This window comes from Faecalibacillus intestinalis (assembly GCF_003024685.1).
In the GTDB taxonomy this organism is placed as follows: domain Bacteria; phylum Bacillota_I; class Bacilli_A; order Erysipelotrichales; family Coprobacillaceae; genus Faecalibacillus; species Faecalibacillus intestinalis.
In genome coordinates, this window is sequence record NZ_PYLQ01000005.1 from 100,092 (window position 1) to 124,143 (window position 24,052).

At 28.9% G+C, this 24,052-nt stretch carries 18 protein-coding genes; 1 reads left to right on the forward strand and 17 read right to left on the reverse strand.

Annotated elements, in window-relative coordinates; all coding sequences use genetic code 11:
• Positions 1-12: 12 nt before the first annotated feature.
• From C7U54_RS05535 to C7U54_RS05575, 9 genes are all read right to left on the reverse strand, one after another.
• Positions 13-1,143 carry a GGDEF domain-containing protein gene (locus C7U54_RS05535; protein WP_107029573.1) on the reverse strand — a complete coding sequence of 377 codons (1,131 nt, stop codon included), beginning with the start codon at positions 1,141-1,143 and terminating at the stop codon, positions 13-15.
• A gap of 76 nt (positions 1,144-1,219) precedes the next feature.
• Positions 1,220-2,287: a 6-phosphofructokinase gene (locus C7U54_RS05540; RefSeq protein WP_107029574.1), complete on the reverse strand. Its 1,068-nt coding sequence runs from the start codon at positions 2,285-2,287 to the stop codon at positions 1,220-1,222.
• Positions 2,288-2,297: 10 nt separating this feature from the next.
• Positions 2,298-4,337 carry a polyphosphate kinase 1 gene (gene ppk1 / locus C7U54_RS05545; protein ID WP_107029575.1) on the reverse strand — a complete coding sequence of 680 codons (2,040 nt, stop codon included), beginning with the start codon at positions 4,335-4,337 and terminating at the stop codon, positions 2,298-2,300.
• 116 nt (positions 4,338-4,453) lie between these two features.
• Positions 4,454-6,133: a sensor domain-containing protein gene (locus C7U54_RS05550; RefSeq protein WP_107029576.1), complete on the reverse strand. Its 1,680-nt coding sequence runs from the start codon at positions 6,131-6,133 to the stop codon at positions 4,454-4,456.
• Between the two features lie 12 nt (positions 6,134-6,145).
• Positions 6,146-8,350 (reverse strand): GGDEF domain-containing protein, encoded by a 2,205-nt coding sequence (locus tag C7U54_RS05555; protein ID WP_162297493.1) that lies wholly within the window; start codon positions 8,348-8,350, stop codon positions 6,146-6,148.
• Positions 8,351-8,902: 552 nt separating this feature from the next.
• Entirely contained in the window at positions 8,903-10,387 is a 1,485-nt protein-coding gene (locus C7U54_RS05560; RefSeq protein WP_107029578.1) for a glycoside hydrolase family 1 protein, read from the reverse strand.
• Between the two features lie 104 nt (positions 10,388-10,491).
• Positions 10,492-11,445 (reverse strand): hypothetical protein, encoded by a 954-nt coding sequence (locus tag C7U54_RS05565; protein ID WP_107029579.1) that lies wholly within the window; start codon positions 11,443-11,445, stop codon positions 10,492-10,494.
• A 147-nt stretch (positions 11,446-11,592) separates the two neighbouring features.
• Complete coding sequence (locus C7U54_RS05570) at positions 11,593-12,537, reverse strand: 3-hydroxyacyl-CoA dehydrogenase (RefSeq protein WP_107029580.1); 945 nt, start codon at positions 12,535-12,537, stop codon at positions 11,593-11,595.
• A 114-nt stretch (positions 12,538-12,651) separates the two neighbouring features.
• Positions 12,652-15,246, reverse strand: a complete 2,595-nt coding sequence (locus C7U54_RS05575) for a YhgE/Pip domain-containing protein (RefSeq protein ID WP_107029581.1) — start codon at positions 15,244-15,246, stop codon at positions 12,652-12,654.
• 150 nt (positions 15,247-15,396) lie between these two features.
• Here C7U54_RS05575 and C7U54_RS05580 point away from each other — a divergent pair, with 150 nt between their 5' ends.
• Entirely contained in the window at positions 15,397-15,828 is a 432-nt protein-coding gene (locus C7U54_RS05580; protein ID WP_107029582.1) for an Rrf2 family transcriptional regulator, read from the forward strand.
• Between the two features lie 26 nt (positions 15,829-15,854).
• Here the strand turns inward: C7U54_RS05580 and C7U54_RS05585 are convergent, their stop codons facing one another.
• The 8 genes from C7U54_RS05585 to C7U54_RS05615 form a co-directional block, all read right to left on the reverse strand.
• Positions 15,855-17,123, reverse strand: a complete 1,269-nt coding sequence (locus C7U54_RS05585) for a GGDEF domain-containing phosphodiesterase (RefSeq protein ID WP_107029583.1) — start codon at positions 17,121-17,123, stop codon at positions 15,855-15,857.
• Positions 17,099-17,767: a hypothetical protein gene (locus C7U54_RS05590; RefSeq protein ID WP_107029584.1), complete on the reverse strand. Its 669-nt coding sequence runs from the start codon at positions 17,765-17,767 to the stop codon at positions 17,099-17,101. The genes C7U54_RS05585 and C7U54_RS05590 overlap by 25 nt, the downstream gene beginning before the upstream one ends.
• Before the next feature lie 403 nt (positions 17,768-18,170).
• Entirely contained in the window at positions 18,171-18,302 is a 132-nt protein-coding gene (locus tag C7U54_RS15400) for a hypothetical protein (protein WP_256179700.1), read from the reverse strand.
• Positions 18,303-19,066: 764 nt separating this feature from the next.
• Entirely contained in the window at positions 19,067-19,516 is a 450-nt protein-coding gene (gene rpiB / locus C7U54_RS05595; RefSeq protein WP_107029585.1) for a ribose 5-phosphate isomerase B, read from the reverse strand.
• 3 nt (positions 19,517-19,519) lie between these two features.
• Positions 19,520-20,173 carry a ribulose-phosphate 3-epimerase gene (gene rpe, locus C7U54_RS05600; RefSeq protein ID WP_107029586.1) on the reverse strand — a complete coding sequence of 218 codons (654 nt, stop codon included), beginning with the start codon at positions 20,171-20,173 and terminating at the stop codon, positions 19,520-19,522.
• 1 nt (position 20,174) lies between these two features.
• Complete coding sequence (locus tag C7U54_RS05605; protein WP_107029587.1) at positions 20,175-21,644, reverse strand: glycoside hydrolase family 1 protein; 1,470 nt, start codon at positions 21,642-21,644, stop codon at positions 20,175-20,177.
• A gap of 11 nt (positions 21,645-21,655) precedes the next feature.
• Positions 21,656-23,056: a PTS transporter subunit EIIC gene (locus C7U54_RS05610; protein WP_107029588.1), complete on the reverse strand. Its 1,401-nt coding sequence runs from the start codon at positions 23,054-23,056 to the stop codon at positions 21,656-21,658.
• A gap of 153 nt (positions 23,057-23,209) precedes the next feature.
• A complete protein-coding gene (locus tag C7U54_RS05615; protein WP_107029589.1) occupies positions 23,210-24,049 on the reverse strand; it encodes a PRD domain-containing protein in 840 nt (279 codons plus the stop codon).
• Between the last annotated feature and the right edge of the window lie 3 nt (positions 24,050-24,052).

Sequence of the window (24,052 nt, forward strand, 5' to 3'; positions counted from 1 at the left end):
GACTCATTTTTATCACTTTTTCACATTTTTATTTAGATACATATAGTGATCTGCTTTTTCAATAAATTTTGGAATATAATTTAATGACTCATCATATTTAGCATAACCAATACTCACACTAAAATCTGGTAAACCTTCATGAGATTGCTGAAATAATCTTTGTAAATCATTAAATACAGGCATTATCTCTTCATTTTTATCTCTTTCACATACGATGATAAACTCATCTCCACCATAACGTGAAATAAAACAATTATGTAAATGTGCAATTTGTTTTAATATATCGGCTGTCTTTAAAATGATTTGATCTCCAACAACATGCCCAAGTTCATCGTTTATCTTTTTAAATTGATCAATATCTAATAAAAATAAATAAAGATCTTTTTTTTGATGATTTTCTTTCATTTTCGTTGTTAAATAAATATCCAATTGTTCTCGATTATTGATTTTGGTAAGTGGATCTAATGAAATAAGGTTTTGTTGAAAATAATTATAAACAATAAAAATTGAATATGTGAGTCCTAGATTAAAAATAAGTAAATGATCTACTGTAATTTGAATTAACGCAGTAATAAAAGGAAGAAAAGAAAAACGAGCAATCGCTTTATATTCCTTTTGATATAAGTAATTCTTTGCTTTTTTAGATAAATATCCTGCTTTTATTGAAAGATAAAGGATATAAGCAAATAAAATTAAAAAATAGAATGGTAACAATTTGCCACGATGATAGTTTCCTGCTTGATCAATAACAAATAATCCATGTGTCCAATAAGAAACCAAAGAAGATCCTATAAAAAAAATAAGTGGAATAAAAGTAGGCACTAAGCGTTTTTTATGCTCAAAAACAGTTGAATGAAATGTTTTTTGAGCATAAATATACCAAGAACAAACAAGCATTGCTAGTGAACAAAAATAGAAGCTATTAAATATTCCACTTTGAATCTTATTAAAAGTAAGAAGATGTTTTACATTCATGATCCAAATTGCATCCATAAACAAATAAACACAAGCCCAAGCAATGGTATGATAAAAATAGTTCCTATGATCATTTTGTTCACGATTGATATACATTTGATATAAAATTCGAATCAATAACAATAAACAAAAAACATCCATTTCTAAACTCATTATTTCACTACTCATAATACACCTTCATTCATATCAACATAGCTTTATTATACACTATTTATCGATGTGAAAAAACACCATTATATGCTGTTTATTCGCCAAATGTAATCCCCATTTTTTTAGCACTCGAAACAACTTCACACTCAGGATCAACAAATTTTAATTTACCTGCTGTTTCACTTAAAGGAATCGCTTTGATTTCATTTTTATCAAAAACAACAAGTTTTCCAAAATCTTTGTTTAAAAGAAGATTTGCCCCATATACCCCAAAGCGTGTTGCCATAAAACGATCATAACTACAAGGATTTCCTCCTCTTTGAATATGTCCAGCTAACGCCACACGAATTTCATTAGGAATCAACTCTTGTAATTGTTCAGCGATTTCATAAGCAACCGAACGTCCTTGGCGACTTGCAACTTTTGCTTTGTATTTTTTCTTCGATAAAAGACTATCTTCTTCACTAATAGCTCCTTCTGCACAAGCAATGATTGTATATTCTTTTCCTGTTTTTTGATTTTCTTTGATTTTTTTTGCAACCACTTTAATATCATAAGGAATTTCTGGAAGTAAAATCGCATCCACTCCTGCTGCAATACCTGCCTGTAAGCAAATATGTCCTACTTTATGTCCCATGATTTCTACAACGAAAACGCGACTATGGCTTTTAGCGGTTGTTTCAATTTCATTTAAATAGTTTGTTGCAATATCCACCGCACTTTGAAAACCAAAAGTATAATCTGTACCCCATGTATCATTATCGATTGTTTTAGGGAGTCCTATCACATTTAAACCTTCTTGTGCTAACATGTTCGCCGATTTTAAAGAACCATTCCCCCCTAAAACCACAAGACAATCAAGTTTCAATTTCTTATATGTTTTTTTCATTGCTTCAACTTTGTCAAAACCATCTTCAATAACACGCATTTTTTTAAAAGGACAACGTGAAGAACCTAAAATCGTTCCACCAACATTTAAAATATCTTCAAAATCACTTAAAGACATCTTTTTATATTTTTCATACATCAATCCTTGATAACCTTTTAAAAAGCCAATAATTTCAATATCTTTTCTTTGTTGGTAAAGTGCTTTTACTAAACCACGCATTGTCGCATTAAGTGCTTGACAATCACCACCACTTGTAAGAATTCCAACTCTCATAAAACTCCTCCTATTTCACATCATTTTTAAAAAAGTATTCTTGACTATTCATTTCTCTATTTTTATTTTTTATACGTTTGTATTTACCATTATTTTCTAACGAACATGCTTTTACATTATCACGAAGCATACAATCAAACATTGTTAGTAACTTATGTTTTAATTTTTCATCTAATACAGGCGCTGCCACTTCAACACGTCTTTCAAGATTTCGTGTCATTAAATCAGCTGAAGAAATATAAACAGTTGGATTATTTTTACCAAAAATATAAATTCTAGAATGTTCTAAATATCTTCCAACAATTGATAGAACTCGAATATTTTCTGTTGCTCCTTCAACACCAGGAATAAGACAACAAATTCCCCTTACAACCATATCAATTTGAACCCCTGCTTGACTTGCTTCAATAAGCTTATCAATCATCTTTTTACTGGTTACCGAATTACATTTAAAGCCAATATAAGCTTCTTTTCCTTGTTTAGCAAGTTCGATTTGTTCATCGATATACTTAAAGATATGACTGATCATACAATGTGGTGCTACCATGAGTAAATCTGTATGATTTTCGGTTTCACCTAAACATAAATGATTAAAGACTCCATTAATTTCTTCTCCGATTTCATATTTAGAAGTCATTAATGATAAATCTGTATAAAGTTTTGATGTTTTTTCATTATAATTTCCCGTACCAATTTGACTAATATATTGAATTCCTTTTTCATTTTTATACGTGATTAAACATAATTTAGAATGCACTTTTAAACCATCTAAACCATAAATCACACGACATCCGGCCTCTTCTAAACGTTTCGACCAACCAATATTATTTTCTTCATCAAAACGCGCTCTTAATTCAACTAAAACAACAACTTCTTTTCCATTTTCTGCTGCTTTAATTAAAGATTTTACGATTTTAGAATTCTTTGCTACACGATAAAGTGTCATTTTAATACTTACCACATTTTTATCATTACTTGCTTCATCTAAAAGTCTTAAAAATGGTGACATAGATTCAAACGGATAAGAAAGTAATAAATCTCTTTTTAAGATTTGTTTAATCATTGGTACTCTATTTTCAACGAATGCATTATTTCTTGCTTCTAAACGTTTATAGAACATACTTGGACAAATATATCTTAAACGCTCTCTTAATTCACCTACAAAACCAAAATCAAGAGGTGAATTATTAATGAAAACTTGATTTTTCTTTAAATTCAAGAAATTCATCAACATAAGTACTTCAAGTTCGTCCAATCCTGGTGTCATCTCTAAACGCATTGGCGAAAGTTTTCTTCTTTGTTTAATCAAGTTTTCCATCATTTCTCGATAATCTTCATGCCCTTCTAATGAATGATCATCTTCATCAATATCCGCACTTCTTGTTACACGAATAAGCGCTTTTTCTTTTACAGTATATTTAGAAAAAATACGTGAAACAAAATGTAAAATAATATCTTCTACTAAAATAAATTTTTGTGGTTGACTTGGAAGTGCAATCAGTCTTTCATCCATCGCATTAGCACAAGAAATAATTCCCATTTTTCTTTTACCTTTTTTCGATTCAAGACGTACAACGACATACATTTCACGATTGTTGATAAATGGAAATGGTTGTCTTTTAGAAATAACTTGTGGTGAAATAAGTGGTAGTAATTCTCTTTCAAAATAATCAGCAAAATAACGGCGGTCTTCTTTGCTTTCAATATCTTTATATTTTATTACTGACCATCCTGATTGTCCAAGTTCCGACATCACATTTTCATAGATACGATCTTTCTTTTTATTAAGATAATGGACTTTTTTTAAACATGCTTTTAATTGTTCTAAACCCGTCATTCCTGTTTTATTGTCTTTGGAATCTGGATAAAATAACATTTGATCATAAAGTGATCCTATACGAACCATAAAAAACTCATCTAAATTTGTTTGATAAATTGAAATAAAGCTTAACTTTTCCGCAAGTGGTACTTGTGAATCTTTTGCTTGCATTAAAACACGATCGTTAAATTTAAGCCATGATAACTCTCTATTTTCTCGGCATACGTTCATTTTTATTCCCCCAATATATAATAATTTATACACTCTTTCTTATTTAATATAAAAACATTTTATACTTTCAACAATCTACCATCTATCAAGTTTATGTAAAATTCAAAAAAGAAGAATTATTTCTTCTTAATTTGTCGATTATAAAACTCATCTTCTGGCGCTGGTTTTCCAAAAAGATAACCTTGGATATAATCTGGATTTAATTTTTTGATTTCTTGAAGTTCTTCTTCCGTTTCAACACCTTCAATACATACATTCAATTTCAAAGAATGTGCCATTTCAATAATATAAATCAAAATACTTCTTTCATAATTTGAAGAAAGTGCTTTTTGGGTTAAAACACGATCTATTTTAATATAATGCGGTGTTAAATTGCTTAAACGATATGCATTTGAATAACCTGTTCCATAATCATCTAAAACAAGCGTAATTCCTTCTTCTTTTAATGATGACCAAAGTTTTTTATAATGATATGTATTTTCTAAATAACCTGATTCAGTAACCTCAATTCCTAACAAAGCAGGTTTTAAGTTATAATCTTTTAAAGCTTGTTTAATTTCATCTAAGATCCTACTTTTAATAATTTGTACATAGGACAAATTAACATTCACCTTAAATTCAGGAATAAATTCTTGCCACTTTTTACAACAAGCAACCGCTTGTCTTAAAATCCAACGACCAGTAGGAATAATTAAACCAGATTCTTCTAAAATAGGAATAAATTCTGCTGGTGAAACAAATTCAATTTGTTCATTTCTTTTCATTTTAAAACGCATTAAAGCTTCTGCACCTATAAGATTTCTTGTATGTATATCAATAATTGGTTGGTAATAAACATCAAAATTCTTAAAATTGTGATCAACTGCATTTTGTAATCCAACGCGAATTTCTCTTCTTCGAATGAATTGTTTATATTTATCTTGTGTAAAGAAATAACAACTATTCTTTCCTTTTTTCTTAGCTTCGTTTAAAGCAAATTCTGAATATTTAATAAGTGTATCATAGTCTTGCATCTCTTTATCAATCTCAACAATCCCTACTGAAATCGTGTAAACCATGCGATAGGCATTCTCTTCTAAAGCAACCTCAATTGATTTTTTTAATTCATCATAAAGTTCTAAGATATCTTCTTTTGAGTGATTTACTAAGTCCATAATCATAAAACGACCATTTCCTAATTCATAAATCTTTTGATTTTCATTGATACACGATTGCATACACCTAGAAAACTGTTTTAAAATTTCATCTCCACACTTTAAACCAAAACGCCCATTGATTTCTTCAAAATCATCAATACCAATTTGCATAAAATAACCTGTAATATTATTTTTACTTTTAGAAGAAACATACTCCTCTAAACTTGGTTCTCTTAAAAGTCCACTAATATTATCTGCTTTTTGTCTTTTTCCAATTTCATTAACACAACCAATAAGGTATAAAGGTTTATTAAATTCATCTAAAATCACATCACCTCGACAATTGATCCAAACTGGATTATGTTGTCGATCTAACCAACGATAATGTAAACTATGCTCAGTAATTTCTCCCGATTTAATTTTATTGAACTCATCAAATAATAAAGGAAGATCGTCTTCATAAACAAAATAGTTATGGGCTTTTGTTGCATCACAAAAATGATAACTCGGCAAACAAAAACGATTTACGGCATGTTTTGAAATACTATAATAATCATTTTGAATATCAAAAAGATATAAATAATCATCCATACTTCGATTAAATAATTGAATAGCTTCTTCCAATTGTTCTCTTGAAAGATTTATTTTGTTTTTTTTCAAAATAGTTCCTCCTTATCCTTTTTTTCCTCTTTGTAAATGTTTTTCCTTTTTTCTTTCGTACATTAATGAATCCGCCAATCTAATGGTATGATTTAAATCAAAAGGACTATTATAGTCAAAGACACTTATTCCATAGGATAAACTGACATAATAAGGTAACTGGTATTTTTCATTAAAATATTGTGTTCTTTCTTGAATTAATGAATCAATATGAATAATAAAATCTTCATTTTTACAAGTAAACGCAATACCAAATTCATCGCCACCTAAGCGTCCAATAACAGCATGTGTTTGAAAAATATCATTTAGTATTTCACATACTATTTGAATTGCTTTATCTCCCTGGTCATGTCCAAATGTATCATTGATATATTTTAAATTATCTAAATCTCCTATAAAGAAATAAAGATTTTCAGAAACTTCTTTATATTCTTTATAAAGAAGTTTAATATTTTGAATCAGTCCTCGTCGATTATAAATATGAGTTAATTCATCTGTATTAGAAATACTATTTAGTTCTCTAACAATGGCATTGACATTTAAAGATATCCCAATTTGATTAGAAAGATATTCAAGTGTTTCTAAATCAAAATATGTACAATCCGTCACCAAAAAGCCATAAAAATTTTCATTAGAGTAAATGCTTGTAAGTATTTTATAAGGTTGCTTTGCAAGATTTAAAACATCTTTTAGTAACACATGTGTATTTTTAATAGGCTGTCTTTGGCCATTTTCTACATTTATAATTAATTCCATTGTTTTTGGCATGATAAATGGTCTAAATTCATAAGTCATAACAGGTGTTTCAAAAAGATAAAGCTGTGCATTATGAATACCTAGAGAAGGTATATTATCCGCAATAGCATAAATATCATCATTCAAAGATTCAAACAACATCCCTTTATTCACTTGTCCAATACTTCTCATTCTCCTTGTATAACGCTTTTCTTTTAACAAAAGAAGATAATTATAACTACTAATCATTTGTAAATAAATATATTGTTTAAAAGATTGGAGTTTTATTTTATCTTCCATGTTGAGGTAGTTTTCAGTATTTATTAAAAATGATAGACACAAAAAGAGTCTTTCTAAATCCAAATAACGAATATCATCTTCATTAAAAATCAAATTAATATAATCTCCTATTTGTTGATAAACGTAATGTTTCGTACAATCTTTTACCGAAAGATCCAATAAATAAGTAAAGAAACTCCATACAGTTTTTTGATAATTAGAACTATAAACCAATTTATTATCAAAAACATATTGTGTCATTCCTTGAGCTATATATTCATTACTTTCTTTTTCAGCTCTACAAAAAAGAATAAATTCACCAATTTCAGTTTCTTCATGGTTTTCACAATCAACAGAAAGACGAGGAATAAAATGGGCATCTATATATTGATTTTGTGCAGAACCATTTTTATAAAGATCATAGCCTTGTTTTATTCCTAAATAAGCAATAAAAGAAGCATCCGCATGACAAGAAGCAAGCGGTGGAACCATATGTGTTGATTCTGGTTTATCATCAAAACCAGACACCATAATATCTTTACCTACACGTTTCCCTATTTTTTCTAATTCACGATATAAATAATAAGCAATATCATCCGTCACGCACATAATTCCATCTAATTCAGGATTTTCTTGAAGCCATTTATTCATTAAATTCCCTGAATCAATATTATAACCAGGTGTCGATAAAATATACTTTTCTTCAAAAAGCATATCATGACTTGATAAGGCTTCTTGATAGCCTGCAAGTCTTTGCTTTGCAGTAACCCCACTATCATAACCAGTAATAATTCCAATATGTTGACAATGATTTTTTTCAATCATATAACTTACAGCATCATAAACAGCTTTTTTGTTATTATAGACAACAAAAGGATAATCTTTTATTTGTGAATTTAAAGTAACTACTGGTATATGAAAATATTTTGGAAAAGCCTCTCTTGTTTTTTGATCCGTACGACAAATACTTGAAGCGGGAATAACTAAAAAATCTAAATCTAAATAATTTGCAAAAGCATAGACATTTGCTTTTTGATAATCAGAAGATTGTACAAACTTTACATTTGGATCAACTGAACCACCAAAAAAGATAACAAGTTCTATTCCCAGTTCTTTACACGCTTCATTTGCTCCTCGGCATATTTCCATATTATAATCAGAGGCACTTGTAATCATAAGTCCTGCTTTAATTGAGTGTTCCATTTTTTCACCTCTTTTCATCAATTATAACACAAACCTATAAAAAAGATAAAAAAAAGACCAAATGGCCTTCAAATAAATTCCTACAAGTCTTGTGCAAATTTCAAAATGTTATTGTCAAAAAATTATTTAAGGAAGAAAACCTGTTCATGATTTGTCTATGATGTTTATTATATTTTTTCTTAAATAAAAATCAATTTATTCTTATCAAAAACAAAAATAAAAGAAATTATATTGTTAAAAAACTTAATTAACCATCTGACACATTTTTTGATTTAACACCGTTATTATCACTTTAAACCGAGGAGTATAATCTATCACTTTTTTAAAATATTATATACTTGTCTTAAAGAGGTGGATACTATGGCTAAAAATCAAAAAAGGATTCTTTAATTCCTTTAACTAGAAAATATGCAAATTTCATAAGTCATGATAAATAAGATACCATTCATACAATAAGTTATACATAGGTATTCATCTTGCTTACCCCTTTATCATCATATATGATTACACTAAAAAAATATCAAAAAAAGATGTGATTTTTAAAATCACACCTTATTCATCCTCTAATAAAACTTCTCCATTAGATTCAATTATTTCTTTATAACGATAATAAGAATCTTTTAATTTTCTTTCTAGCGTACCATGTCCATCATTAAAACGATCTACATAAACAAAACCATAACGTTTTTTCATTTCACCAGTACCTGCTGATACAACATCAATTGGTCCCCAATATAAATAACCTCGACAATCAACACCATCTTCAATAGCATCATTAACATTCTTTAAGTGTTCTTCAATATAATGAACTCTGAAATCATCATGAATTTCACCTTTTTCATCAATATTTTCATCTAAACCAACACCATTTTCTACAATTAATAATGGTAAATGATAACGATCATATAAAACATTTAAAGTATAACGTAATCCTACCGGATCAACAGCCCATCCCCAAGGTTGAGGTGCTTTATCTTTAAGATATGGATTATCACGGCATGTAAGTCCACCTGTATCTACTTTTAAGTTCACATCACGATCAAATGTTGTTGAACGATAATAACTAAATGATAAGAAATCAACTGTATTTTCTTTAATCAATTTTAATTCTTCATCACTAAATTCTACATTTACTTGATCTTCTTTCCATACTTTCTTTAAATAAGTTGGTACAATACCTAAGCAGAATGGATCTGCCATAAAGAAAATATTCATACGTTGAGCATCTAAAGTTCCAACAACATTTAAAGGATCACAGTTATATGGATAAGTAGCTACTGATGAAGCTGTCATCATACAGCCAATTTGGTAATCTTCACTAATTTCATGTCCTAATTGAACTGTTTTCGCATTTGCGACTAAGATATTATGATAAGCATCCCATTGATCTTGTTTTGTAGTTGAACCAATTGGATCACTAGGATCTTTAGGATCTTTAATTGTTAAAACCCCGCCAGCAACAAGCGGCATTCTAAATAACGCATTGACTTCATTAAATGTAAGCCAGAATTTAACTTTTCCTTTATAACGTGTAAAAACAGTTTTTACATAACGTAACCAAAAATCAATTAATTGAGGATTAGACCATCCACCATATTCAGTAATTAAATGTAATGGTGTTTCATAATGTGATAAAGTAATGACAGGTTCCATTCCTAATTCATTCATGCATGCAAACATATCATCATAATAAGCAAGACCTGCTTCATTTGGTTCAAGTTCATCCCCATTAGGGAAAATTCTTCCCCAAGCAATAGAAGTTCTAAAACTATTGAATCCCATACCTTTCATTAATTTTAAATCTTCACGGTAACGATGATACCCATCTACGGCATCATGTGATAAATAAACTTTATCAGAATTTAATTTCATTTCATATTTTTTCTTATCTTCATTCCATTGAATACCAGGATCTTTAGACATAATACCTACAAGTACATCTGTAACGTTTGGTTGTTTCCCATCTTCCAACCAAGCACCTTCATATTGGTTAGCAGCAATAGCGCCACCCCATAAAAAATCTTTTGGAAAACTCATTTTCTCTACCTCCGTTTTTCTAAATGTATTATAGCACTTAGTAAACAAGGAACTCTTTCATTTCATAATTTGAAAAAATAAGAATTATATTTAATTTTTTTAATCTATGATTTAAAATATTCTTCTATCTCTTTTTCTTCATCTTCAGGAATTTCTAAAAATTGAATTGCTTCTTTAAATGTCATTTGCAATTTTGTCATCATTTTTCTTACATATTCTATATTCTTTCTAATTCTCTCTTTTTGTGTCCCTTTTTTTGTCCCTTTTTCCAACGCTTCTAATTCGATAACTTCTCCTAAATTACACATATCTCTCATCCTTTCTTCAAATTCTTCATCATCCAAGCCATATCCTTTTATTACTTCATTCTTTTCTTGATAATTCAATGTATTATTCAATAATGCGCCTATAGGCATTAGTATTTCATCATAGCTTTCATACTTATCATTAGGACTATGTCCTTTGCTTAAGTATATCATAAGTTGTTCTTCTTTATCATAATTTTCTATTTTTTCTTCATAATTTACACTTAAATGATTTTCTGCTATTTTGAGTTGATTGATACAGCCATCTTTACTCTTTGTAGCTTGTGGCATGATCCAAAATGAATACACTTTTTTCATTCCATCATAATTTTCACTATCATATTCTCTTCCCCATTGACTGGAAATCATTCTTGAGCTATAAGCGATGCTTCTTGTGACAAGATGATATCCTGGACTTGTCTTGTTTTGAATTTCAATATTAATGTAGACTCTTTTGGTTGATTGATCTAGCTGTGGTAAATCGATATAGAAATAAATATCATAGCACATCAATCCTTCATCTTTGATAAAAGCTTCTTTATCCATTAAATGAAAATGAGGATTGACGATTTTATCACCAATACGGACTCCTTTAATTAGCTTTTTTATTTCATCTAATGAAAGATGTTTGGCTTCTTCAACAAAACAAGAAATGATTCTAGAAAGCATATAAGGATGTCCTATCAGCATTTTACAATACTGATCGTACATGATTGTTTTATTAGAGCTTGTTATAAGATTTAATTGTTGCATAAGTAGTTCCTCCTGCTATATATATCGTTTATTTTTTTACTTTTTTCTTCTTTTTTTGTTAAAAAAATAAAAAACTTGGAAATTTCATTCCAATAATCTACTTAATATTCTCATTTTGACAAAAAAAGAAGAATCAAAACGATTCTTCTAATATTTATAGAAACCTTCTCCTGAAGACATACCAAGTTTTCCTTCATCAATATATTTCTTTAACATCTTAGCCATACCTTTAAAATTATAAGGAGCTAAAAATGATGGAACCTTCAAATACATAGAAACAATATTATATGCAGTTGTAAGTCCTACTGTATCTAATATTTGGAAAGGTCCTTTAGGAGCACCTGTACCAAGTGTCCAAGCTTTATCAATACTTTCAGGATCACTTATACCATTTACATAAAGATCCATTCCTGAAAATAATAAAGGAACAAGCATAGAATTTAATAAATATCCTGATTTTTCTTTACGCACTGGTAAAGGAATCATACGTATTTCTTTAGCAAAATCCATAATCAAATCAAAATATTTTTGATCCGTTTGTTTTTGTGCCATGACTTCTGTCATATTATTTTTCCAAATACTATTTGCAAAATGTAATGATAAATATTTTTCTGGACGTTTTGTATATTTAGCGAACTTCGATGGTAATAATGTAGATGAATTCGTAACGATAACTGTCTTTTCAGGTAATAAATCTGCCATTTTTTTATAAATATCTATTTTTTGTTCTACATTTTCAGCCATTGATTCAATAATTAAATCGGCATCACTGACTGCTTTTTGTAAATCTAATTCTAATTTAATATTTTCATAGGCCTTATTAGCTTTTTCTAAACATTGTTCTTTATCAAAATCTTCATAATCACTAATACCCATGGCCCAATTTTGAGGTGTCTTTCCTTTATCGCTATCCATTAAAGTAATCGTAGCATGATAAACCTCTTTTAAATGATCTAATTTAGGCTGACATCTTCCTATACTTCCTTCACTTCTAAGCCAAATCGTTACATCAAAACCACAATAAGCTGCTTGATAAGCAATTTGACTTCCTAAAACGCCTCCACCAATAACAACAACATTTTTAATTTCCATAGATTCATCCTCCTACCTTTATTTTATCATTTTGTTAAATTATTCACAAAAGATTTTTTACTTTTAGTTTGAACTACATATAAAAAAGAACCCTATTTCTAGGATTCCTTTATACTATTCAGCTTTTGTTGAATTTACTTCTTCAAACATTTGAGGAATTGCATGTTTATCTTCTTTGTTTTTATATTTGAAGTAAACAACTGTTAATAATGAACATACTATTAAGATTCCTGCAAATACTGCAATTTCAACTGAAATTGAAGGAGCTGTCATACTAATTGTTTTTCTAAATCCATCTACACTATAAGTATATGGTACAAATTTATGAATAGCTTTGTAGATAGCTGGACCTGTATCTAATGGATAAGTACCAGCTGAACCACCTAAGTTAACAATCATGAATACAAGTAATAAGAAGTCACCAATAAATCCAGTTGTTAAACTTAACAACATAACGAGTGACATAAATGCCGCTGATACGAGAATTGCAAGTAAGTATGTTAAACCTAAATTAACAGGTTCAAATCCATTAATTAATCTTAAAGCAGTAACCATTACGATAGCTGCTAATGTAGAAACTGTATACATAACAGTTGCTTTACTTGCCCAATATTTCCATGCATTTTCAGCTTTTTTAATACCATGTCTAATTGGATACATTAAAGCAAATGCTAAGCATGTTACATATAAACCAACTGACATCATATAAGGAGCCATTGCATGACCGTTATTTTCAACTTTAGAAATTTCTTTATGACTTGTTTCAACAGGAGTAGCTACCATATCAGTAGTTTTATCTGTTGAATCAATCTTACTTTCTTCTGCACCAGATTTTAATGCACCATTTAAAGTAGTTACACCATCAGCTGCACTCTTAATTCCATCACCTAAAGTATCAGAACCAGCAGCCAACTTACTAGCACCATCACTAATTTGACCAGCACCATCAGATAATTGATTAGCACCATTCATTAATGTAGCATTATTACTTACTAATGTTGAAGTACCTGTAGCCAATTGATCAACACCACTTGTTAAAGCTGTAATTCCTTTAGTTAATTCAGGAACATTACTGTTTAATTTTGAAGTACCATCAGCTAAAGCAGTAGCACCACTTGTTAAAGCTGTATTGTTATCAGCAATTTGTGTTAAACCTTTTTGTAAACTATCCACACCAGCTGTATAAGCTTGAACACCTGCAACTAAAGCATCTTTAGAATCAACAGTTACTTGTTTAATATTTCCATCATTGTCAACAGTTACATATTTACCACCATTAACTTTTGCATTCACTTCATTTAATCCAGCTTGGACTGTTTGAGTTCCACTTACTAATCCTGTAGGAACTTTTGTACCATCTGTTAAAGTTCCACCATTAAGAGCTGCATCTAAATCATTTAAACTTGATTTAGTTGAACTAGATAATGTATTAATTGCTGTAGATGCACCTGTTGTATAAGTAGCAACCGAATCCATATATGAAGCTACACCGTCTTTATATTTATCTACAGGGAAATATTTTGTTAAACCATAAGCATCGATTTCTGCTCTTGACATTCCACTAGTTAATAATTTACTAGCAATTCCTTGTTTTTTAGCATCACCACTTGCATTTAATGTTTTAATTAATGTAGCATAATTATCTAATGATGTTTTTCCATCAGATAATTGAGTCAATGAATCTTGACTTGCTGCCATAGTTTTTTTGGAAGTTTCAAGATTTTCTTGTAATTTTTTTACACCATCAACTACTTGTTGATTTCCTACAACTAATTTTTCAGCACCTTCACCTAATGCTTTAACACCTGCATTTAATGCTGTGTTATTTTCAACCAATTGATTCGCACCAGCTAATGCTTGACTTACACCTGCTGTATAATCACTAACACCTTTATTTAATGCTTGAGCGCCAGTATTTAAATCACTTACACCACTAGCTAATGTAGGAGTAGCACTACCTAAAGTACCAACACCTGTTTTTAATTGGTAAATACCATTATTTACTGTAACGACACCATTTGTGTAATCTTTTAAACCTTTAGTTAAAGTATTTGTACCATCTTTAAATGTTAAAGAACTACTTGCTAATACTTTTAAGTTATCACTAATTGTTTTGTTACCATCTTCTAATTGAGTCATACCATCAGATAATTGTTGAGTACCATCGCTGGCTTCAGCAAATCCATCTGACATTGTTCCAATTGAAGTAAAGATTGTTTCAGCATATGTTTTTGTTACTGAAGCTGAAACTTCAGCTTTAATTTTTGCGATTGCTGAATCATCCATTTTTGATGCAACATAGTTTGTACCTGGATTTGTTGTATAATTTAAAACCATCTTTTTAGGATTTTTATCCAACAAAGTTGTTGCATTCTTTGAAAAATTACTTGGAATTGTAATGACCATATAATAGTCACCATCTTTTAGACCCTTATTTGCTTCTTTTGAATTTACAAAATGGAAATCTAATGAATCGTTGTCTTTTAATTTTTTGACTAATTGATCACCAACGTCTAATTTCTTATCGTTGTATTCAACTGCCTTATCTTTATTCACGACAGCGACAGGAAGATCTCCACTGTTACCATATGGATCCCACATAGATCCAAGGAAGACAACAGTGTAAATACTAGGAATAAGAATAAGAGCAACTAAAACAATTTGAATCCAATGATTTTTTAAAATGTTTTTCCACTCTTGCTTAATCATAAATATCCTTCTTTCTATCTTCTATAGACATTTTACATCCATAGATATATAATGTCTATAGAGTATTATAATTTTTTCAATATATTTGTCAATATTCTTACATACAAAATATAAAAAATTAGCTATAATAAAAAAAGGGAAGGGATTACAATGAGAATAAGAAAAAGTTTTGAACAAGCAATTTGTATTTTATTACTTATTGGAACAAGTGAAGGGCCATTAAAAAGTCATGAACTTAGTAAAAAGCTAGATGTTTCTGATTCATATTTAAAGAAAGTAACAAGACAATTGGTCGTTGCTGGTCTTATTACTTCTAAGGCAAGTAAATTAGGTGGTTTTATTTTAAATAAAAAAATGAATGATATATCATTTTTAGATATTTTTGAAGCAATTGAAGGCAAGGAAACTTTTATTGAAACAACGCATCTTGTTGATAAAGTCTTTGATCCTGCTTTAAATATACATCATACCGAAGATATCATTATGAATCATTTAAATGCTGCAGAGAATCAATACAAACAAAAGCTCAAAGAAATCAATCTTGGTGAGATTACAAATTATGTTCATCAAAATTCTATTTAAAAACAGGTTCAATTAGAACCTGTTTTTTAGTTTGAAATTAATTTTTTAAAATCATTTTTAATAAGTGGTTTTGAAAAATAAAATCCTTGTATAAAATCACAACCATGCTCTTTTAGAAAATCTAGTTGTTCTTTTGTTTCGACCCCTTCAGCAACAACCTTCATTTCTAAACGATGAATCATTTCAATTAATGAAGCAAGAATACTATCATTACTTTGGCTATAACCGATATTACGCACAAATCCCATATCAATTTTAATAATATCAAATTCAAAATCACGAATTGTACTTAATGATGAAACACCACTACCAAAATCATCCATCAAAATCATATTTCCTCTTTGATGCAATGTTGATAAAAAATCATTCGCATTTACTGATAATGAAGAATAAGCTGATTCTGTTACTTCATAATTAATATGTTGGTTTCTTTCATTTTCTAAAATAAGATTCATAATGTTTTGGTTCATTAAATCCATTCTTGATAAATTCATAGAAATCTTAATAGGTATATCTTGACATTCCTTTTCCAAAAACTCTTGAACACTTTGATAAACATATGTATCTAATATAGTGATATATCCACTTTCTTCCAAAGCAGGAATAAACTTACTTGGTAGAATCACTCCATTTGTTGGTGAATGCCATCTTACAAGGGCTTCGGCCGAAACAATTTTTTCTGTTTGAGCATCATAGATTGGTTGATAATAAACTTGAAATTCTTTGTTTTTGATTGCTTCATCTAATTGAATAAGTGACATACTTCTTTCTTCATGGTCACTTTTCATTTTTTCATTATAAACAGCATATGGTTTTAAATAACGATTAGAAATATAATTTTTAGCAAGTTTAGCACGATCACACATATCTGAAATATTAAGTGTTGTTTCGTGCGGAATAAGATAAATACCACATCTTCCATAAATATCCAGTGTAATTGATTCATAATGATATGTAAAATGTAAATACTTTATCAGTTTTTCATAATCTAAGTTTCGTTTATTAATTAATAATGTAAATTGATCAGCAACCATTCTTGCAACTAAAATAGGTTTTAAAAATGAATTTTGTAATTGAACAACTAAATCATTTAAAATCATATCTCCTATTTCATACCCATATAAATCATTAATAATTTTAAAATCAACAAGATTTAAATACATAATCGCAAATTCCTGTTGTGTATTTCTTTTAATAATTTCATTTGTTCTTCTAAAAAAGCCTTCTCTTGTATAAGTTTCTGTAACAGAATCTATTTCTAATTCTCTTGTCATATCATCAACAACACAAAGCATAATTTCTTTTTTTGATCAAACCAATAATATGAATAATGTACTACTTTATTTTCTAAATCAAAAACTTTAAAGGAATAATATCCTAAATATTTCATATTCTCTTCTAAGTTTTTTAATGATGTATTTTTAATAAATTGTTTTCTATATTTAGGAGCTATTTGATTTTGAGTAACTAAATCAATAACTTTTTGATAATCAATATAATTGTTTTCTTTTATTTCTTTTGTTGCATGATTTAATCTTAAATAAACATTTTGATGTAATATATCAATGAGTGCAATTGCTTGATAATCATTTTTATAAAGTACATTTTTTATTTGTTCATCTATATATTCTTCTGTATTATTACGCCAAAACATATATGCTTGTATATGATTATTAATTGGATTTTTAAAAACATGAACATTTAATTTACAATGTTGAATACATTGATTCCATAAAAAATAATGTTGGATACATTGATATGCTTGATTTGATTGATATTGTTTCAGTAAATGACTTCTTTGTAAAATATCTTGTAATTCATTAACTTCATCTATGTAAGGAATATGTTGATAAATATGTGTTTTTAACCAACTGTCATATTTGATTTTTTGATCATCAAAAAAGATTAAATTTAAATTTTGATCAACTTTAGCTAACATTGTATTATCTGTTAAATCAATACATATACCATATGCAACACTTTCTTTCTAAATTAAAAAATGAATTTGTTCTTGATAAAATTGTAATAACCTATCCATCAGATTTTTGTACTACTTAAAAAAATAACTCTTGTCTATACTTAATTATAGACCTTATTAAAAAAAATACAAATGCACTACAAATTAAATAATAAATCTAATAAAATTTCTTTTTAAAACAAAAGGATAGAAAATTAACTCTCTATCCTTATAAATTTTCTTTAATCATTTGGAAAAATAACTCGAGCATCTATTCTTGCCTTTGTTTGGACATCGCATACAGCAATACTCTTTTCTAACTGTTCATAACAATAATTTAAATCATTACTATTAATTGCTCGAATAAATTCTTTAAATTCTGGTATTAATCTTTCCAGCTATTATCAAATTTTTCTTCAATTCCATCATTTAAATGAAGAATAACTTCACCAACTATATTAGGTGGTAATGTTGATTTAATATACCCTTTTGTACCTTGAATCATACCACCATACATACCATGACTATCCTTTACCCCAACGCAACAAGCAATAAATGATGGATATTTTAAAACTAAAAGTCCACTTGTATCAATATTTTTTCGATGTTACTATAATATTTTGCTTCTACCAGTTTACCAAATAATCCCATTACATAATGCAAATTATAAAGACTCAAATCCATTAAAGTACCACCTACTTTTAATAAATCTTGACGAGTTTGGTAAATATCATCTACAAGGAGTGAAAAATGAGAATAACCAATTCTTTGATTAAAAGCAACATGTTACCTTCTTAGCTTTGAAAAAATTCTATAAACTGATTAGGCGCTAATTAAATATAAATAATGGTTATCTTTTCTAGTTTCTAGATTAATTTCAGCAAGTTCTTTCATTCTTATAGAAGAAGGAATTGAAGTTTTTCACGTAAATCTGCTTTCCCTTTTAATAATGAGTTTTTTGACTAATGATGATCCCAGTTATACCATATAGCAATTATGCATACACAATTCATCATACAATCATCAAACATAAAATCATAGCCATCATAAACTTTAACATGAGATTTATCTTAAAAAGTTCACTTTTCCATTTATAAGTGCAGCAGTTGTATAAAGTTGATCTTCTTTACAATAAAATAATTCTTTTATAAAACGACAATCTACATTAACAGTATCCAATAATTCCTCATTTTATAAAAACAAAACCATTAAAAGAATTATACCAAACAATAAAAATGAATAATAATGAGAAAATTTAGTTGGTATAATTCTTTAACCCTTCTATTTTTGTTTTTCTTCAATCTCTTTTAACATATCAATACGTACTTGATGTCTTCCACCTTCGTATTCACCTGATAACCATGCATCAACAATCATTTTTGCAAGTTCAATTCCAACAACTCTTGCTCCAAAAGCTAACATATTTGTATTGTTATGTTGTCTTGATAGAAGTGCACTATAAGGTTCACTACAAGTTACACAACGAATACCATTGACCTTATTAGCTGCTAATGAAATTCCTACACCTGTTCCACAAATAACAATCCCTTTATCAACTTCTCCACTGACAACTGCATTTGCTACCGCTTCACCAGATATAGGATAATTAAATCTTTCTGTGCTATCAGTTCCATAGTTAATTACTTCATAGCCATATTTTTCTTCGATATATTTTTTGATTTCTTTTTTGTATTCTACTGCTACATGATCATTTCCGATTCCAATTTTCATTTTTTATAAACCTCTTAATTCTTTTATAATTTCTTGATAACTTTTATCTTTTCCAAATAAAGCGCTTGTTCCTAGAATAAATCCTTTAACACCTATCTTTGATAACATTTCGATTTTTTCTGGAGAACATGCCCCATCAATCATGACATCATATCCACCATAATTCTTTGCTTCATCGACAAACTTTTTGAATTTTGGTGTAACAAAATCTAAATACTTTTGCCCTGCAAATCCTGGATTGACACTCATCAACATGACATAGTCACATAGATGTAATAAGTCTTTGACTGTTTCAAAAGATGTTCCTGGATTGATGGCTATTCCTGCTTTTGCCCCGGCATCTTTGATCATTTGTAAAGTTCTACAAGCATGTGGATCAATTTCAGGATGAATATAGATAATTTTTGCTCCTAAACTTGCAAATTTCTCAACATATTTAGATGGATTTTCAATCATCAAATGAACATCGCATGGTTTTATTGCTGTCTTACAGATATATTCGATATCTTGTAATCCCATTCCAAAGTTAGGAACGAAGCTTCCATCCATAACATCTAGATGGAAGATATCGATTCCTCCTTCTTCTAAATCTTTTATTTCTTTTTTTAGTGATGCAAAATTTGCACACATCATACTTGGACATAATAATTTTTCCATATTAGCTCAAATCTTCTCCGTTACTTTCTATGACTTTTTTATACCAATAAAATGAGTCTTTTTTATAACGATTAAACGTACCATTTCCTTCATCATCCATATCTACATAGATAAAACCGTATCGTTTAGTAATTTGACCACTTGATGCAGAAACAAGATCAATAGCGCTCCAAGTAGTATATCCAATCACATTTACTCCTTCAGTAATTGCTTGTTTCATAGAATTTATATGTTGTCTTAAATAATCAATACGATAAACATCATGAATTTTATAGTCATTGGTCAATACGTCTGTTGCGCCCAATCCATTTTCAATAATTAATAGAGGCATTTGATAGCGCCCATATAACTCATGTAATACATATTTTAAACCATCTGGATCCATTGCCCAATCCCATTCGCTATATTGTAAATATGGATTCCTATTGCCAATTGATAAGTTACCTTTTGCCATATCTTCATCAACTTTATGAACTGTTATACAGTTACTCATATAATAAGAAAAAGCAATAAAATCAACCTTTCCGTCCAATAAGTCTCTTTCATCTTGTTGTTTTATATCTAAAGTAATACCCAACTTATTCCAAATATTTTGAGCATAGTATGGATATTGACCACGAACTTGAACATCTGTTGTGTAGTAACACATATTTCTAAATGTTTCCTGACTTATTAAAACATCCTTAGGATCACATGTTAAAGGATAATATGCCAACGAACTAAACATACATCCTACTTGATTTAAAGAATTAATATCATGTGCAAGTTTTACAACTTTTGCACTTGCAACTAATTGGTAATGCAATTGACTAAAATTATTTTGTGATACTTCTCTTGGCAAATCATATGGTAAAAATGAAGGTATTGCTAAAGAATTAATTTCATTAAATGTCACCCAATATCTGACCAAATCTTTATATTCTTTAAAACACACCTTTGCAAATTGATAGAATTCCTCAATCATTTGACGATTACTCCATCCACCAAATTTTTCTTCTAAATAAACAGGGATATCATATTTATGTAAAGTTACTAAAGGTTCAATATCATACTTTTTACATTCTTTTAATACGTTATAATAGAATTCAACGCCCTTTTTATTAACCCCATTTTCATATCCTTTAGGGAATATCCTTGCCCATGAAATAGATAAATTCAATGTTTTTAATCCCATTTCACCAAATAAGGCAATATCTTCTTTGTATCGATGATAAAAATCTACAGCATTATGGTTAATATAATAATAATTATCATGCATATCATAATGGTAATTAGATGGTAATGTAGCAAAAAAAGGATATAATCCCTGATTTCCATTATCATCCACATATGTTTTCATGCGCATCCCAGATTGCGAACCAACAGTTCCATAATCTGATGCAATAGGGGTTTTTCCATCTAGATTCCACCCGCCCTCACATTGAGAAGCAGCGATATCTGAGCCCCATAAAAATTCTTTGGGAAATTTCATATTAATATCTCCTAACTATTTTCTAAATTTTTTTCTCCATATAAAATAAATGTAACAACAAATGCAACTATGCAACCAACAATAGTACCTGGAAATGAACGTACCAAGTTATTAACTCCACCGGATAATAGCGCAGTCCAACCAATAAAATTTGATGATGATAGAGCATATACACCTACGTTAAGCATACGATGTATTCCTCCTGCTATTGCCATACCTAAACATGGAGCTAACATCAATTTGAAATTTTTCATATATATACCAAATATACTTGGTTCCATTACTCCACCAACAATGGCAGAAATTGCACATTCTCTACAAGTTAATTTTGTTTTTTTATTTTTTGACTTAAAAGAAATCGCTAAATCTGTTACTGCAACAATCAAAAATTGACTAGCAAATTGAGCAGGAAGTAACGAATAGTTTACACCCGCTGTAAAAAGATCCATAACAAAAATTGCGCCTAATGCTTGATGTAATCCAAATGCAACAAATAATTCATATAATCCAGAAACAATAAATGCTACAAGTACTGGAGATACAGATTCTAACATTTGAATAGGTGAAGCAATAACATATCCTAATGAAGTTCCTAACGGTGTAATAACGTATAAACAAATCGGTAAACAAATTAACAATTCTAAAATTCCTACAAAAACAAATTTGAACATATCAGGAATAAATCTATTTAATATCTTTTCAATTTTTGACAATAGCCAAATTTCGATAATAACAGGAATAATTTGAGTATTTAATGTAATTGCCATTGGAGCTGCTCCAAATATATTTAAAGTTCCTTCACTTACTCCTGTCATCCAATCAGAACTTAACTGAATACAAATTAGTACTAATGCAAATATTGGTGAACATCCAAATTTTTTTGACGAAGTATAAGCAATAAGTACTGGAGCGAAAAATGTGATAGCATTTTGTGCAATTGTTAAATAATTGTAAATACTTGATTTTGTACTAACCAAATTTAAACAAGTAGGTCCAATTATCGAAGTAATTGCAGCGAACATCCCCATTGCAATAAACGCTCCTAAACAAGGAACAATACACTCTGTCATAGTTGTTAAAATATTTTTAAAAACGTCTTTAATATTCTTTTTTTTCTTAGGTACATCTAAATTTTCATTAATAGCATCACTAGCAATAAAATTTCCTTGTTTACAAACTTCGTCATAAACTCCATTTACTGCTGTACCAATAATAATTTGCAATTGTTCTCCAACCCACAATCTTCCATTAGTACCATCTAATTCATTTAATTCTTCATCTCTGACCAAACTTCGATCTTTGACATTAAAACGCAAACGTGTCATACAATGTTCACAAAACGAAATATTCTCTGCACCACCGACTAACATTAAAATGTTTGCAGCTAGTCCTGCATAATCTTTTTTTGTCATAATTTTTCCTCTCTCTTTCTTTTTTTATTTTATCAACATATTCGCGCGATTCTATGTTGTTAAAATCCATTAAAAAACCTCAGGCATTAAAAATTCTACAATAGCAAAATTTTATATACCTGAGGTCACGCCCACTACGCAAGGTAACGCCCTCTATCGATTGCTTAGACAATCTTCTCTTGTACACAATCTATTAACATGCAATATCAAATATATCTTTTCATCATCTGTTAAAACACATTTCATTGCATCTTCTAAATAAATAGTTATTTTTTCGACTATTCTATTAGTTTTTGGATAACATTTTATCAAAGTATCATACATTTCTGAGTTCTTTGAAAATATATATTTTCCTTTTTTTCCTCTTTTAAATAAATAATTCATATGTGAAACAAAACGTGAATAATTAAATCCATTCTTATCAATATTTATTTTTAAATATTGTTCTATAATTTTTATGATATCCTGTATCATATCTTCATTTCGTTTTTCTTCATTTCTACCAACAGATATTTCTGCATTAATGATATGCAAAGCTATCATTCCTGCTTCAACTTCTGGTAAAGATACGCTTAACATTTTATTAATTGTATGCAATCCAAACAGTCCTACAGCATATTCATTTTCATACAAGTGTTCTACATCTTTAAATATTGGTAAACTAATATCTATATTCTCTTCATACCTTTTTATTGCAAAATTAATATGATCTGCCAAAGTAAAAATAACATTAGGATTTATTGTTTTTTTCAAATGGCTTCTACAATAATCAATTATTTTGATAGAAACATCTAAAATGTCTTGAGAAATATGAGCTATCATATCTACATATTCAGTTTTAACTTTATAGTAAGTCCTATCTATTTTTGATAATTCAATTATATCATTATTTTTTTTCTTAAATCCTATTCCTTTTCCAAAAGCAACTACTTCATTTTCATTGTTATCTAAACATATAACAACATTATTATTAATGGTTCTGAGTACTCTCATAAT

Coding starts and splice junctions, on each gene's coding strand:
- C7U54_RS05580 (WP_107029582.1), top strand. CDS start 15,397: ATGAGAATAAGAAAAAGTTTTGAACAAGCAATTTGTATTTTATTACTT.
- C7U54_RS05540 (WP_107029574.1), bottom strand. CDS start 2,287: ATGAGAGTTGGAATTCTTACAAGTGGTGGTGATTGTCAAGCACTTAAT.
- C7U54_RS05555 (WP_162297493.1), bottom strand. CDS start 8,350: ATGGAACACTCAATTAAAGCAGGACTTATGATTACAAGTGCCTCTGAT.
- C7U54_RS05610 (WP_107029588.1), bottom strand. CDS start 23,056: ATGACAAAAAAAGATTATGCAGGACTAGCTGCAAACATTTTAATGTTA.
- rpiB (WP_107029585.1), bottom strand. CDS start 19,516: ATGAAAATTGGAATCGGAAATGATCATGTAGCAGTAGAATACAAAAAA.
- C7U54_RS05565 (WP_107029579.1), bottom strand. CDS start 11,445: ATGCAACAATTAAATCTTATAACAAGCTCTAATAAAACAATCATGTAC.
- C7U54_RS05590 (WP_107029584.1), bottom strand. CDS start 17,767: ATGTTAGCTAAAGTTGATCAAAATTTAAATTTAATCTTTTTTGATGAT.
- C7U54_RS05575 (WP_107029581.1), bottom strand. CDS start 15,246: ATGATTAAGCAAGAGTGGAAAAACATTTTAAAAAATCATTGGATTCAA.
- C7U54_RS05535 (WP_107029573.1), bottom strand. CDS start 1,143: ATGAGTAGTGAAATAATGAGTTTAGAAATGGATGTTTTTTGTTTATTG.
- C7U54_RS15400 (WP_256179700.1), bottom strand. CDS start 18,302: ATGTATGGTGGTATGATTCAAGGTACAAAAGGGTATATTAAATCAACA.
- ppk1 (WP_107029575.1), bottom strand. CDS start 4,337: ATGAACGTATGCCGAGAAAATAGAGAGTTATCATGGCTTAAATTTAAC.
- rpe (WP_107029586.1), bottom strand. CDS start 20,173: ATGGAAAAATTATTATGTCCAAGTATGATGTGTGCAAATTTTGCATCA.
- C7U54_RS05570 (WP_107029580.1), bottom strand. CDS start 12,537: ATGGAAATTAAAAATGTTGTTGTTATTGGTGGAGGCGTTTTAGGAAGT.
- C7U54_RS05585 (WP_107029583.1), bottom strand. CDS start 17,123: ATGCTTTGTGTTGTTGATGATATGACAAGAGAATTAGAAATAGATTCT.
- C7U54_RS05560 (WP_107029578.1), bottom strand. CDS start 10,387: ATGAGTTTTCCAAAAGATTTTTTATGGGGTGGCGCTATTGCTGCTAAC.
- C7U54_RS05605 (WP_107029587.1), bottom strand. CDS start 21,644: ATGAAATTTCCCAAAGAATTTTTATGGGGCTCAGATATCGCTGCTTCT.
- C7U54_RS05615 (WP_107029589.1), bottom strand. CDS start 24,049: ATGAGAGTACTCAGAACCATTAATAATAATGTTGTTATATGTTTAGAT.